This window comes from Leyella lascolaii (assembly GCF_900079775.1).
Taxonomy (GTDB): domain Bacteria; phylum Bacteroidota; class Bacteroidia; order Bacteroidales; family Bacteroidaceae; genus Prevotella; species Prevotella lascolaii.
This window is the reverse complement of the sequence record NZ_LT556051.1, coordinates 23,736-39,511: the sequence shown is the minus strand read 5'-3', so window position 1 is coordinate 39,511 and position 15,776 is coordinate 23,736. Positions and strand designations below refer to the sequence as shown.

The window sequence follows — 15,776 nt, the reverse complement described above, 5'->3', positions numbered from 1 at the left end:
GTGAAAGCAGTCTTTCCTGCGACTGCTCCGCACGGCCCGAAGCCGCGCGGCAGGTCAGGATTATTCCTCGTCGGTGTCGGTCTCCCAACCTGTGTTCTGCACAATCTCGAGGTCGCGGTTCACCTCCTCCTGCGGTATAGGCAGGAAGCTCATACGCTTGGTGAACACTCTCGTCTGGGTCTGTACCCTCTTGTAGAAGTTCATCTGTACGTTCGTCTGCTCTTCCGTGGTTCCGAGGTTGCTCACGTTGAAGCCGACCATCTGACCGCCTTCGCCGCCCTTGTGCCATGTCGGGTATATCCAGCCGTCGCCCTGAGCCATGTCCGCAACACCCCAACGGCGCACGTCGAAGTAGTACTTGTTCTCGAAGGCAAGCTCGATGATGCGCTCGCGGTAGATAACCTTGCGCACGAGGTCCTGCGTGAGGTTGCCGAGATCGATACGTGTCTCGCCTCTCGCGTCGCGCGCTGTCTGGTCTTCGCTGTTGAGTCCGACATACTCTGCCACTCCCGCACGGCTGCGGATGAGGTTCACGTAGTGTATTGCTGTGGCGAGGTCGCCAAGCTCGCAGCATGCCTCGGCATAGTTGAGGTAAACCTCACCGAGACGTATGATGACGGCGTTGTCGACACCCGACGGAGTCGTTCCTTCGCTGAGAGGCTTACGCCCGATGGTTCCGAAGATAGGATAGTCGTGCGTATTGCCGGTAGGTCCGGAGTTTCCGTTGAACGACATGACGGTGTAATAGGTGCGCGAATTGTCGAAGTCCCACCTCCGGTTCTGGAATGTTATGCCCAGATAGAAGCGCGGCTCGCGGTTGTAGAACTGCTTCATGACCGAGTAACCCGAACCCGGGGTGAAGTAGGTGTAGCCGGAGAACTTGTCCTTATATGCTGTAGTGGAAAGCATGGTGCGCACATTCTCCTTCGTGGGGTTTTCCGTGTCGTAGGTGAAATAGTCCGGGTCGTCCTCTATGCGCAGACCTTTATTGGTGAAGTAGAGGTCGACAAACTGCAGCGGAACAGAGAAAGCGCCTCCTCCTGTCTGCGCGTTGTCGATACCGGTGTGGCGCGGACGCATCGGATAGTCGTCAGCACTATAACCGGAACGGAAGAATATCATCTCACGGTTGGTGTTGAGTCCGAGGCTCGCATAGCGCGATGACTGGTACGGGCAGGACTGCTTGACGTCAGTAACCTGCTCGCCCGCGAGGTTGCGATACTCAAGCTGGTACTTTCCGCTGTTGATTATCGCAAGGGCGGCGTCACGCGCGTCCTCCCACTTGGAGTTGTCGCGGCTCTGCGGGAAGAGCAGAGTACCGTCGTTGTTCTTCAGCGTCTGGTAGTAAGGATCGCCGTTGAAGATATAGCTTGCGCGGAACAGATAGACCTCGGCGAGTATTGCCTGAGCAGCCTCCTCGGTCATGTTGCCGCGGAACTGTGTGTCGAACTCGCCCGAGCTGTTGAACTGCGAGATAAGGTGACCGCCGTTGATGGCATTCTTTATCTCAGTTATGATGTATTCGAAACACTCGTCCACGGTCTTGCGCGGAAGCATCATGTCGCCCAGAGGGTCGGCAACGCCATACACACGGTCGCCCACAATAGGCACCGGTCCGTAGCATTTCATGAGATAGAAGTAATAATAGGCGCGGAGCACACGGCACTCTGCCTTAGTCCATTCCTTCTCCTCGTCGGTGAGCATGGAGCACTTGTCGACGTTGGCAAGATAGATGTTGGCATACTGTATGGCACGGTAGCCGTTGGTCCAGAGATCCTTCACGAAACCTGTGGACGGATACATTGTGCCGAGGATGACATCGCTCAGAGGCACGGTACCCGTGTCCCATGGCAGATAGCCCTCGTTGCTGGCGGTGCGCCAGCAGTAGCTCAGACCGTCAGACCAACGCATTCTGCGGTTGTCCGGGATATATGAATAGACATTCGTAAGCCATGCTAAGGTCTGTCCGCGGTTGGAGAACACATCCTTCAAGGATGTCGCGTTATCCGGAACATCGTCGAAATAGTCCTCGCAGGACGTGAAGGAAAACACCGTCAAACCACACAGGAATATACTTAAAACCCTTTTTTTCATAGTCATGATATTTACTCTGTTCATTTAATTAAAAGTTAAAGTTGACTCCGATAGAGAATGTACGGACGTTAGGATAACTTGTTCCGTTATCGGTATTCAGCTCAGGATCCCACAAATCGAAGTCACTGAACGTAAGAACGTTCTGTCCCTGCAGATAGATACGGCCTCCTGTGATGATTCCGTTACGCAGCCATGATTTCGGGAAATAGTAAGACAAGGTGATGTTCTTAAGTCTCAGGAAGCTCACATCACGCAACCACCATGTACTGGTCTGGAAGTTGTTGATGTTGGAAGGGTCGCTGCTGCCCCATGCCAGACGCGGATAGAACACGTCGGTGTTGGTCGGGTCGGACTCGCTCCAACGGTCTGTGATGTTGGCGAAAAGCGTTCCTCCGCCAGAGGAATTGGTGAAAGGACGGATACCACTGCCCTGAAGCTGACGCTCGGCGTCTGCCACTCCCTGGAAGAGGAAGCCCAGACCGAAGTTCTTCCAACGGATGTCACCGCCGAAACCATAATAATATGCCGGCACGTCACCGCGGCTGATGTAGCACTGGTCGTAGCTGTCGATGTGTCCGTCACCGTTAAGGTCCTTATACATTATGTCTCCGGGCTTTACCAGTTCGCCAGGATAGGTCTCACCGAACTGTGTGATGTTGCGCTCCTTAATCTGCTCCTCGCTGGTGTAAAGACCCTCCGCGATGTATCCGAGACTTGAAAGTACGTTGTGCCCACGTTGGTCGAGCCACGGGTAAGCGGGCGTTGCCTGGGCGTTCTCGATAATCTTATCCTTGTTCCAAGTCATGTTTCCGTGCAGTGACACGAACCAGTCCTTGCCGAACTGATGGTTGTACTGGAACTGTATTTCGTAACCTTTGTTCTCCACAATACCCATGTTTGCGGATATGCTCTGTGCGAATCCGGCGAGGAGAGGCACGTTGTTACGGTCCACGAAGATGTTCGTACGACGCTCCTTGAAGAGCTCGAATGTGAATGAAAGGTCATCATTAAGGAAGTTGATGTCGATACCAAGGTCCTGCTTGCGTACCTTTGACCACTGTGCCTCATAACCGTAATTTGAGTAGCCAAGTCCGTTGGATGTTCCCCAGTAACTGGTATAACTGCGACTGTTACCTATCTGGGTGAAGTAAGCGAAACGGCTGCCGGAGCTGTCGTTACCGACCGTACCGTCAGAATAGCGTATTTTGAGGAATGAAATGTACTTGGACAGGGGTTTCCAGAACTTCTCGTTTGACGGTACCCAACCTATTGCGTAAGCGGGGAACCAACCGAATCGCTTGCCCGGTTCGAAGTTCTCAGAGCCTGTATATCCGAGGTTTCCTTCTATGAAATAGCGGTTGTCATAGTCGTATGTGGCACGCATGGAGAGACTCTGCTGCTTGTAAGGAAGAGTCTTGAACAGGTCTCCATCGTTTGCGTCAGTGTAGTTGCGCAGGTTGAAGAGCACGAGCCCGCTCACGTTATGCTTCTTTGCGAATGTGCGGCGGTAGTCGAGAGCAGCCTCGAAGTAGAATGTGCGGTAAACCCACTTGTCTGACTTGACGCTCATAGAGGAATTTCCCTTGAACTGTTCGGTAAGAAGCAGGTTGCCGTCAGCGTCATACAGATTGGCGTCATCAAGCCAAATGCCTGTCGTCGGGTCAAGAACAGCTGTAGGTTTCCATGTACTTTCATCCACAGTATACTGGATGGACTGGGTCGACTTCACGTCGAACGCGATGAGCGCGCGTGCCTTCAAGCCCTTGCTCCATTCGAAATAGCCGAGATCCTGAGTCAGCCTCAGGTTGGTGTTTATCTGTGTCTCGTGCTGAGTGTCATATCCGCGGCGTGTAAGAGTGACCCACGGCGAGTCCATGTCACGGTTGTCCGGAGAGTAGCCCGGGTTGGCTCCGTTAGGATAAACTTTCGGGAATATGACCGGATTGGTGGTCATCGCCTTCGTATAAATGGCACTGAAGTCCTGGGCGGGATAATTTCCGGCAGAGATCCAACCGCTCACTCCGACATCGATTGTGGTCATCTTTGTGGGGCGGAGGTTGACGTTTGTAAGGAAGTTGTAACGGTCGTAGTCGATCTCCGTGCTGTAATCCTGCAGCGGGTCGGTCTTTGTGAGACCTTTCTCCTTATAATATGACAGAGAGACATAGTAGCTTGCGTTTGGCGCACCGCCTCGTATGTTGACATTGGCGCGTGTGTTCCAGCCCATGTTCTTGTAAAGTTCGTCAAACCAGTCAACGTTAGGATAGAGATATTTGTTGACAGTGCGGTCTGCAAGAAGCGCGGCGCGCTCGTCTGCGGAAATCTCCGGTGTGGGGAGACCGTTGGCAACTTTGGTGCGCAGAATGTATGCGTCAGAATAATAAGATGTGCCTCTCGTGTTGCGGTAAGCCTCGTTTGCCGCCTCCATATAGGTTATACCGTCGGCAAGCTCGGGCAGTTTTGTCAGCTGCGTGATACCTGAATAAACGTCGACAGAGAACTGCGGCTTGCTTACAATACCCGGTTTTGTGGTGATGATGATGACACCGTTACCGCCTCGTACACCGTAAACGGCGGTAGACGCGGCATCCTTCAGCACTGTCACCGACTCGATGTCCTCAGGGTCGAGATTGTTGAAGTCGCGCTCGATACCGTCAACCAGCACAAGCGGACCTTCGTTTCTGTTGGTCATTGTGGATATACCGCGGATCCAGATGTCAGAGTCGTCCTGTCCGGGAATACCTGTACGCTGCACCGAAACGATACCCGGCACACGTCCTGCGAGCACTGAGCTGAGGTTTCCAACAGGAGCCTTGATGTGCTCCATCTTAAGAGTAGACTGTGCTCCGAGCACCGAAATCTTCTTCTGTGTGGTGTATCCGGTCACGACAACCTCATCCACACTGCTTACCTGCTCGTGCAGAATAAAGTCGAGGACGGTGCCTGTGACCTTCTGTTCGAGTACTTCAAAACCCACATACTGGGCAACGAGAGTCGGGGCGTCAGTCGTGCAGGTGATGGTATAATAACCGTTCACATCGGTGACAGCCCTGTTGTCAGTGCCTTTTTCTGTAATAGTGACACCTATAAGTAATTCTCCGTTCGTGTCCTGTACACGTCCTGAGACTTTCGTCGGAGCCGCGAATGAGGGAAGATATACGAACAATGCCATTATCAGTATCAGTCCCTTCAACGATTTCCGTATTCTTATTTTTATCATAACAATTAATTTAGGTCAAAGTATATTCCGGGGTTCATACCCGGAGAATTCCATTCTAACAAAAAACCCAAGGATGTCCGGCACACCAGAATGTGCCGGACAGTCCTTTCTTATTTGTCTTTACATTACGGTATCCGGCGTCTCGTGAGGAGCCGTCAGCACCGTAACACATTTATCTGTTCACTACCTTAACAGCCTTCGCACTGCCGTTCTCAACTATCTTGACGATATATATGCCCTTGCCCGGCAGCGTTATGGTAGCCGATCCGGCACGTGTTGTCAAAGAGGCGATGTTCTGTCCTGCAAGTGTAGCTACTGTCACGTCTGCCTGTGCGCCGAGTCCGGCAACGACAAGAACGTTTCCTGAAGCGTGAACCGCGTAAGCACCGGCAGCGTTCTCACCTGTGTTGATGTCCTCGATACCTGTGATTATCGCACCGAACTGTTTCAGAACAGGATAGAGATAGCCGCTTGCTGTGTCGAACGACCATATGTTGTTGAAGTCCCAACCGATGGCTGTGTATGTAGACTCCTGCTGGAGCGATGCAGCCGGAACGGCTGTAGCGGGTTCTACCACACCGCCTTCAACGGTCTCGTTCTTCGTAGGCCACTCTGTAGTAGCGTCCATGGTAGCCTCGTTGTTGTATATGTTGCCCGAGAAGTTGATAAGCGCGTTAGGAGTGTCACCGGCGTTGTTGCCCGCGATGAACGGAGCAGTGACGAGCGGAGAACCGTTTCCTTTGGTAGAGCAGCTGCCTATTGAGACACAGTTGTGGATGTCTACCTGGCTGTCAGACTTGTCTATCAGACCGATGAATCCGCCTGTCCAGCCACGGAACGTAGCCTTTGCGAGACCGTTGAAGTAGCTGTTCGAGATGTTGGCACCGCCTTCGAGCGTACATCCGAAGAATCCGCCCACCTGGCTTCCTCCTGTAACCGTACCGTCGACATAGCAGTTTGTCACCGTGCAGCCACTGCCGTCACCGGCGAGTATAGCCACGTGGTCGCTACCGGTAACTGTTCCCACTACAGCCACATTCTCGAATGTGGTGGTTGAGGCAGAGCCTATGAGACCCACATGGTTGCAATCCGAAGCCGACACAACGAAGTCGACGAAAGCTATGTTGCTGAACTTGGCGCCGTTGGTCTTGCCGAAGATACCGAGGTCTGAGCCGCTTGCGAAGCTTACGCGCGCACCTATCACCTTATGTCCGTTACCGTTGATAGAGCCTGTGAACGACTCGCCGCTTACTCCGATGCCCGGGAAGCTGACGCCGGTGAGGTCGATGTCCTGAGTGAGCTCATAGTCGCCGGCGAGGTTCTTGTTGATGTCGATGAACTCCTGAGCCGTCGATATCGGGGTGAGGTCGCCCTCCCTGCCGATGTATACAGAGAAGGAGTCGCTGCCGGACATAGTCAGTTTGTCTGCCACGTCGGCAGTAGGAGTAACCTTCAATACCACATCGCCGCGTCCGACGAACTGTGCGTTCTCGTCGCCTGCATAGAGGTCGTCCTGATAGATGCATGCTATGTCGCCGCCCTTTACTATCTGTATGTCAAGAGTCTGACCCAAAGAGCCGTGTATGCAAGCCAGGTCGATGAACTCCATTCCGCTTACATAGAGTATCGACTTGTTCTGAGGCATGTCGTAGATGACAGAAGGAAGCGGAGCGTTCATCCACTTCAGGACAGGATACATCTTGCCTTCGGCACCCTCGAGGAACTTCCATGTGTTCTGGAAATCCCATCCCAGAGTGCTCTCGTAGAAGCTCTGCGACCTTGCGTCGGCGGCAGATACGTTTGCTCCGTGTACGCTGATTGCGTCGTTCATGTTCTCCATCGGACCTGCGTTTGAGGCTGTAGAGCCGCAGAAGATTGACTCAAGAGCGTAGTTGTTGGAAAGGTTCACGGTACGCCCGGCAGTAGCAACGACGCGCGACACATTGCCGTAGAGGTGTGACGGAGCGATCATGTTGTTCTGTATGTATGACGGAAGAGTGTCGTCGTCGATGAGCGACACCATACCGGTGGCGTTGCTTCCGGGGCAGTCCACCGTTCCTGAGAAGAGACATTTCTCCACTGTTCCGGTGACGATTGTGCCCACCATACCTCCTGCCTGATAGCTGCGTGAGCTTATGCGGGAGTCAGACAGACAGTTGCGTACTATGGCTCCCTCGTCGGCATCGTTCTTGTTCACGTCGCCCGCGATGCTTGCCACGTGGTCGCGTCCCTCTATGTAAGAGCCCAGAACGGCACAGTTCTCAATCACACCACCGTAAGCGCGTCCCACGATAGCCGCTACATTGGCGTTGCCCACGAAGTTGGCGTTCATCACTCCGAGGTTTCTTATCTGTGCGTTTCTTGTTGTCGAGAATATTGCGACCTCACCCTGATCGGCGTTGTTGAACGATATGTTCTTCACGAAATGACCCTTTCCGTCGAACGTTCCGGTGAACTCGCCAACCGGTTTCCAGTCGTAGCCGGTCATGTCGATATCATTCTCGAGCGTGAAGTCGCCCGCGAGGTTGTAGCTCATGTTCATGAGGTCCTCCGGAGTTGTTATCGCATAGTTGATGTCGGTCACTGTGATGTCGAGCGTGACGGTCTTTCCACTGCAGAAAGCGTCGCCCTGTGTAGACAATGTAACGGTAGACTTGCCCAGCGCGACGAAGTTGAGCGTGGTGCCGCTCACCTCAACAGCTGCCGGATTGGAGCTTGTGATGCTCACCTCGCGACCCAATGCAGACACCGGAGCGAGGTCTACCGACTGTGTGATGACGCAGCGTCCGGGCAGGTCGGTCATGCTTATGGCGTCGCCGTCTATCGGCAATGTCATGCCGGAAAGCACCGGATAGGCACCTGTGGAGAGATTCCACACAGATGCGTCGAAGCCGATGTTCTGGTATGTGGAGGCTGTGCGCAGGTCGGCGTCGCTAACCGCCGTACCCTGTATACCCTCGTTGTTGGCGTCGTCGGCGAGCTGGTCATACGAAACGACAGCACCGCCCACGGTGTACACCGTAGATGTGGACGAGAGGTTGTCGCTCTGGTCTCCGTACACACAGTTGGCTCCGTTCTTCCATGCGTTGATGGCATGCACGCGGTTGTTGGCACCGGTAAGGAAAGCCGCACCCGAGACGTTGCCCGTGAAGCTGGCTATACCGTCGTTGTCGAGCATACCGCACACACCGCCAGCACCGCCCGATGCGGCTGTGGCAGAACCGATCACGAGGTTGTTGGTGAACACTCCCGCGTTGGTCCATCCTGCTATGCCGCCCGCCTGAAATGTGGTGCTGAACGCGCCTGCGGTGGACATACAGTTGGTGATGTAGGTCATCTCGTCCATGCTTGCGTTGCCGCGGGCGTCGCCCACGATGCCGCCCACATGGTCATAACCCGTGAGATAGCCGGCTGTGAACACAGCGTAGATAGTGGTATTGATGGCTTGTCCGGCGAGAATACCCACCTGCTTGTTGCCCTTCACCTTAGCGTCTGTGAAGCGCACGTTGCTGATGGTGGCACCCTCGGTGAACCCGAAGAAACCCACATTGTCCTCACCCGACGTGATGCTCAGCCCCTTTATGGTGTGGCCCGCACCGTCGAGCGTTCCGGTGAACGGCTCTTTCTCCGTTCCAACCGGCAACCATTCCCCGCTAAGACTGATGTCGTTTGCAAGGACATAACTGCCTCCCAGATCGTTTGCGATTGCCTTCAGTCCCGCCTCATCGGTGATACTGGTCTGCGACCATGCCGAAAGCGAGACAGCAAACATCAGACTGAGAGCTGAATACTTTTTAAGAATGTCAGATTTTCCCATAATTACAGGTTTTTAAGTTGGTTGTATATAAATTCCAAGTAACTGGCAATAGTACTATATATATTAATGTGTCATATCCGGGTTATGTCCATGCCGACCCGCTTCCGGGCAACGGAGCGTACGCCTCTCTTACGGGTCCGCCCGCAGGCATCTGTAATGACGCTCCGGACGGCTGCCTTAACGTGATCGCACAATACCCCTGATAATGATGTAACAACTTCGGAAAGATTTGGTAAAAAATTTTTAGTGAAAAGATGTTAAAACCTTGAATTTAGTTCTATTTTTAGTCTTCAAGGCGGTTTTTTCGCCTTTTGCATAATTATCCGGAAACAGTCACGACAGTGCATAATAATGCGTATGAGAGACAGAAAAAACCGTCACGCGACGCGGAAAAGGACACGAGGACGCAAAAAACGGGATTTTCAGGCAGCCGCGCAAAGCTCTGGCATACAGCAGGTTGGCGTTTCACAGACAGCAAGGGCGTTTTTGCGGCTCTGCCGAACGGGCTCTTTCATCGTGCGGAAGAGGCTTTTCCGCACCACCGAAAAGGCTCTCCGGCGCACCCGAAAAGGCTTTTCCGCACGAGAAAAAAGTGTCCGTCGCGCTCCTGAAACGAAAAACAGGAGAATCAGCCTGCGCATTATGCCTGCGCAGGACGCATTCCGACATGTTCCGGGAGCGGCGGCATCCACGCAGCGTACCTGCTTTGTCCCCTCTCGCCACGCGCCGTATCATGCATAAATATACATAAAAAGCCGACACAGCAAGCCGCATGCCACCGGTCAGCACACACCATCCCGCACCGCGGACAAACCTCCGCAGACATCCGGAAAGCGTAAAAACCGCTGAAAATCAGATTATCAGCACGATTTATTTCGTTGTTTGCAAACTTATTGATAAATTTGCATTCTGCAAGCGCATGCACACGCCCGCCATACGAATGAGCCGTGCATGCCGTGCCGGCATCACAAAGGCATGCCGCAACCCGACAAACCACACATACTCACACCAAATGGTTCTCAACTACATCTGGATAGCATTCTTCGTCATTGCCTTTGCCGTCGCCGTGGTGCGGCTGCTGTTTATGGGCGACACTGAGGTTTTCCCCGCAATAATGAATTCCACTTTCGATACTGCGAAAACGGCGTTCGAGATATCGATAGGGCTCACCGGAGTGCTGTCGCTGTGGCTCGGCATAATGAAGATAGGCGAGCGCGGCGGCGTGGTAAACGCTCTGGCGCGGGTGCTCTCGCCCGTGTTCACGCGACTGTTTCCCGGCATTCCCAAGGGTCATCCGGCAACAGGGTCCATCTTCATGAACATAGCCGCGAACATGCTCGGGCTCGACAACGCCGCCACTCCGCTCGGACTGAAAGCCATGGAACAGCTCCAGACGCTCAACCCGCGCAAGGACACCGCCACCGACCCTATGATAATGTTTCTCGTGCTCAACACTTCGGGACTCACCATCATCCCCGTCTCCATCATGGTATACCGCGCGCAGATGGGCGCGGAACAGCCCACCGACGTGTTCGTGCCTCTCCTGCTCGCCACGTTCTGCTCTACAATGGCTGGCATCATAGCCACATCCATATACCAGCGCATCAATCTCATAAACCGCACCATGGTGCTCACGCTCGGGGGAATGTGCGCGGCTGCGGCGGCGATAATATGGGGATTCGGCAGCATGGACAAGACCACGATGAGCGTCGTGAGCACGTCGGCAGCCAACATACTGCTGTTTCTCATCATCATCATGTTCATACTGGCTGGCGTGAGGAAGAAAGTGAATGTGTACGACGCGTTCATCGAAGGCGCGAAGGACGGATTCGCCACCGCCGTACGCATCATTCCGTATCTCATAGCCATGCTCGTAGCCATCGGGGTGTTCCGAGCCTCGGGGGCGATGGACGCTCTCATAGACGGCGTGAGATGGACAGTGGAGGCATGCGGGGGCAACTCCGACTTTGTGGGCGCGCTGCCCACGGCAATCATGAAACCGCTCTCGGGCAGCGGGGCACGCGGCATGATGGTCGACGCCATGGCTACCTACGGAGCCGACTCGTTCGTAGGACGCCTCAGCTGCGTGTTCCAAGGCTCCACCGACACCACCTTCTACATCCTCGCAGTGTACTTCGGCAGCGTGGGCATACGCTACACCCGACATGCCGTGGCATGCGGACTGCTCGCCGACCTCGCCGGAATAGCGGCGGCGATAGCGGTGTGCTATATGTTCTTTTAAAGGTGGGAAGGTGAGAAGGTAGGAAAATGAGATGTATGGAATATGGGAACTGGGATATGGAAATGGGCTAAAATAATAATTCGTTTATGACATATCAGAGGAATACGATATCCTTGTTGAGTAAGAATTTTGCACTTAGGGTCATTAAATTATATAAATACCTGCTTGAGGAAAAGCATGAGCAAATCATGTCAAAGCAGGTATACCGTTCCGGAACAAGCATCGGAGCGAATATCGCCGAGAGCCGTAACGCTCAGAGCACAGCGGATTATATAAACAAGTTAAGCATCGCTTTGAAAGAAGCCGATGAGACAATGTATTGGCTGGAACTGCTTAACGAATCAGGCACAATTGACGTAAAGCAGTTTGAATCACTGTCAAACGACTTGAATATCATAATAGGAACATTAATAAACATAATAAAAAAGCTGAAAGAGAGGGGTGAGTAGACGTCACAGGTGCGTCTCACCGATTCACCGTCTCACTCTCCCACATCCTCACTTTCTCACATTTAAACTATGTCTGGACTATCTTCTCTCGCAAAAGACACCGCCATCTACGGGCTGAGCAGCATCGTAGGAAGGTTTCTCAACTATCTGCTCGTGCCGCTGTACACGGCAAAGCTGTCGGCGGCAAGCGGCGGATACGGTGTCATAACAAACGTGTATGCATACACGGCACTGCTGCTCGTGATACTCACATACGGAATGGAGACTACCTTCTTCCGCTTCGCCAACAAGGAGGGGGAGAACCCGCAGAAGGTGTACTCCACCACTCTGACAGCCGTCGGACTCACCTCGCTGCTGTTCGTCGCGGCTGTGCTGGCGTTCATCGGACCCATATCCGGTGCCATGGGCTATGCCGACCATCCGTCGTATGTATGGGTAATGGCTATCGCAGTGGCTCTCGACGCCTTCCAGTGCATTCCCTTCGCATACCTGCGCTACAAGAAACGCCCGGTGAAGTTCGCCGCACTGAAGCTGTTCAACATCATGCTGACCATCGCGCTCAACCTCGTTTTCTTCCTGCTTCTGCCCGCCCTCTACGTCGGCGGAGGCGAAGGCTCGCCGGTGAGCGCGATATACAGTCCGGAGGTGGGTGTGGGCTACGTGTTCTACATCAACCTTTTCTGCTCCTCGGCACTCATGTTCTGCCTGCTGAAAGAGCTTACGGGCTTCCGCTATGTGCTCGACCGCGCACTGCTGCGGCGCATGCTTTCATACAGCTGGCCGATACTCGTGCTCGGCATCGCGGGCATTCTCAACCAGACAGCGGACAAGATTCTCTTCCCGTACATATACAAGAACGCTGACGCGCACGCACAGCTCGGCATCTACGGTGCGGCAAGCAAGATAGCCATGATAATGGCATTGATAACCCAGGCGTTCCGTTACGCCTACGAGCCCTTCGTCTTCGGAAAGTCGAAAGACAAGGACAACCGCGCCACCTATGCCAAGGCAATGAAGTATTTCGTCATCTTCACCCTGCTGGCATTCCTCGTCGTCGTGGGCTATATGGACATCCTGCGCCACCTCATAGGGCGCGACTACTGGAGCGGACTGAAAGTAGTGCCCATCGTGATGGCTGCCGAGATAATGATGGGAGTGTATTTCAACCTGTCGTTCTGGTACAAGCTCATCGACAAGACCATCTGGGGCGCGTGGTTCTCGGGTGCCGGATGCATGGTGCTCATACTTGTAAACGTCGTCTTCGTACCGCACTACGGCTACATGGCATGCGCATGGGGAGGGTTCGCCGGATACGCCACGGCAATGCTGCTCTCCTACTTTGTCGGGCAGAAACACTATCCGATAGACTATCCCGTAAAGGAGATGACGCTCTACGCAGGCGTGGCTCTGGTGATGTTCGTCGCAATGACAAAAGCCAACTCAGCCCTTCCCGTGTGGGGCGCGCTGGCTGTCAACACGCTGCTCATACTGCTTTTCACGGCTATGATAGTGAAGCGCGACATGCCGCTGTCTTCCCTTCCCGTCATAGGAAAGCATTTCAGAAAGAACTGACAAGCATTTCAGAAAGAACAGATGAAAACGGAAAACAATACATTAAACAAAACATCAAACAAAGGATTTATGAAAATCAAGACATTATTACTTACGGCACTACTCGCTACGGGAACCGCCGCACACGCCGACGAAGGCATGTGGACTCTTTTCGACCTGCCAAAGCCTGTCTTCGAACAGATGCAGGGATATGGCTTCGCGCTGCCTTACGAGAACCTGTATTCGAGCAGTGACGCCATAAAGAATGCAGTTGTGAACTTCTCCGGATACTGTTCGGGCGTCGTTGTGTCGCCTGACGGACTGGTGTTCACAAACCATCACTGCGGCTTCGAGGCAATACGCAGCCACTCTACTGTGGAGCACGACTACATGCTAAACGGTTTTTATGCCAAGAGCTATGAGGAAGAGCTGCCCAATGAGAACATGTTCGTGAGCTTCATGGTGGAACAGAAGGACATCACCGACTACGTGAACGGCTTCGGAATACAGCAGATGAGCATCAGCAGTCAGGAACAACTGCTCGACTCTTTGGAGAATGCCATGTCAAAAGAGGTGAAAGCCAACGACAGCACTCTGCGTCTGGAGATAAAGCCTTTCTATGAGGGCAACAGGTATTATGCCACAACCTACCGCGACTTCACCGACCTACGGCTGGTCTTCACCATACCTAAGTCGATGGGAAAATACGGAGGCGAGACCGACAACTGGATGTGGCCGCGCCAGACATGCGACTTTTCAGTGTTCCGCATCTATGCCGATCCGAAGACCAACGGTCCGGCTGAGTACTCCAAGGACAACGTGCCCTACCATCCGGAACACTGGGCTCCGGTGTCGCTCAGCGGATACAAGGACGGCGACTTTGCGATGACCATGGGATATCCGGGCTCCACCGAGCGTTATCTCTCGTCTTACGGAATACACGAGATGCGCGACGCGCAGAACGCTCCGCGTGCCCAGGTGAGAGGCATAAAGCAGGACATAATGATCCGCCACATGCGTGCCGACGAGGCAGTGCGCATAAAATACGACTCCAAATACGCGCAAAGCTCCAACTACTGGAAGAATTCCATCGGCATGAACAAATGCATCGACAGCATCGGAATCATCAGCCAGAAACAGGAATATGAGAAACGCATACGCCAGTATCAGGAACAGACCGGTCTGCTGAAGGGCAAACTCGACTTCGACAAGATGGCTGAACTCTACCGGAAACGCTTCGACGTGATGCGCACTCTCACTCTCTGGAGCGAGACTTTCGCCCGTACAAGCGAGTTCACCACACGCGCTCTCAGGCTCTCAAACGGCATGGAGGTGAAAGGACCGAAGGATAATCCGAAGAAACAATACGTTGAATTCGCCGACAACAGCGACGAATGGGACGAGGCTTTGGACAAGGAGGTGATGGCGGCACTGCTGAAGAACTTCGCCGAAAAGGTCGATCCGGCTGAGCTCCCCGACTTCTACAAGACCATAAACAAGAAGTTCAAGGGCGACTACAGGAAATACGTGGACTTCCTCTACGCCAAATCAGTAATCATGAAGAAGGGAGAGAAGATCTTCTTCAATAAGAAATCATACAAGAAAGACCCGGGAGTGCAGTACGGAATAAGCCTTATCGAGTCGCTGGCGGCACTCCGCGAGAAGCTCGTTCCGGTGAGCGACGAGATAGAAATGCAGGAACGATACCTCTGCGAAGCCAAACTGCGCATGGAGCAAGACCTTCCCCACTACTCCGACGCCAACTTCACAATGCGCCTGAGCTACGGTCAGGTGGGCGGATATGAGCTCGGCGGCAAACCGTCAGGCTACTACACTACTGCCGAAAGCATCGTGGAGAAGATGGACCGCGCTGATGAGAACATCGAGTACGCAGCCGAACCGATAATGAAGGAACTGCTCTCGAGCAAGGACTTCGGCATGTACACCGACAAGACAACAGGCAAGATGCAGCTCTGCTTCCTCACCAACAACGACATAACCGGAGGCAACAGCGGCTCGCCGATGTTCAACGGAAGGGGCGAGCTCATAGGTCTCGCCTTCGACGGAAACTGGGACTCGCTCTCAAGCGACATACATTTCGACAGCCGTCTGGCACGCTGCATAGGCGTGGACATACGCTACGTGCTGTTCATGATGGACAAGTGGGGACACGCCGACCGCCTGCTCAGAGAAATAAACGCCATCTGACACTCATCCCACAGCACCGTAACACACGGTGACAGAACAATCCGCCGGAGCACAGGAAGCCGTCCTGACTGCTCCGGCGCTTTTTTATCTGTCTTCCGCCAAGCCTTAGCGATTCACCGGAACGGGCTCTTCCACACAACCGTACGCAATACATTTTACCGTAAAAAACACCATTCTTTTCCCTCTCACAGACAG

General features: G+C 53.6%; 7 protein-coding genes. 4 read left to right on the top strand and 3 right to left on the bottom strand.

From position 1 onward, the window contains the following. Positions 1-60 precede the first annotated feature (60 nt). From BN4609_RS15085 to BN4609_RS15075, 3 genes are all read right to left on the bottom strand, one after another. Positions 61-2,094: a RagB/SusD family nutrient uptake outer membrane protein gene (locus BN4609_RS15085; RefSeq protein ID WP_068857322.1), complete on the bottom strand. Its 2,034-nt coding sequence runs from the start codon at positions 2,092-2,094 to the stop codon at positions 61-63. Between the two features lie 28 nt (positions 2,095-2,122). Then, positions 2,123-5,314, bottom strand: coding sequence for a SusC/RagA family TonB-linked outer membrane protein (locus tag BN4609_RS15080; RefSeq protein ID WP_068857321.1), 3,192 nt, complete (start codon positions 5,312-5,314; stop codon positions 2,123-2,125). 172 nt (positions 5,315-5,486) lie between these two features. Then, a complete protein-coding gene (locus BN4609_RS15075) occupies positions 5,487-9,131 on the bottom strand; it encodes a T9SS type A sorting domain-containing protein (RefSeq protein WP_068857320.1) in 3,645 nt (1,214 codons plus the stop codon). Positions 9,132-10,143: 1,012 nt separating this feature from the next. On the opposite strand from BN4609_RS15075, the gene BN4609_RS15065 reads away from it, so the two are divergent. The 4 genes from BN4609_RS15065 (at position 10,144) to BN4609_RS15050 (ending at position 15,581) form a co-directional block, all read left to right on the top strand. Further along, on the top strand, positions 10,144-11,373 hold the full coding sequence (locus BN4609_RS15065) for a nucleoside recognition domain-containing protein (protein ID WP_068857371.1): 1,230 nt from the start codon (positions 10,144-10,146) through the stop codon (positions 11,371-11,373). A gap of 86 nt (positions 11,374-11,459) precedes the next feature. Then, positions 11,460-11,822 carry a four helix bundle protein gene (locus BN4609_RS15060; protein ID WP_068857318.1) on the top strand — a complete coding sequence of 121 codons (363 nt, stop codon included), beginning with the start codon at positions 11,460-11,462 and terminating at the stop codon, positions 11,820-11,822. 69 nt (positions 11,823-11,891) lie between these two features. After that, the gene (locus BN4609_RS15055; protein WP_068857317.1) at positions 11,892-13,394 is read left to right on the top strand and encodes an oligosaccharide flippase family protein; all 1,503 of its coding nucleotides are present in this window, start codon (positions 11,892-11,894) and stop codon (positions 13,392-13,394) included. A gap of 69 nt (positions 13,395-13,463) precedes the next feature. Continuing rightward, positions 13,464-15,581, top strand: coding sequence for a S46 family peptidase (locus BN4609_RS15050; RefSeq protein WP_068857370.1), 2,118 nt, complete (start codon positions 13,464-13,466; stop codon positions 15,579-15,581). Positions 15,582-15,776 lie beyond the last annotated feature (195 nt).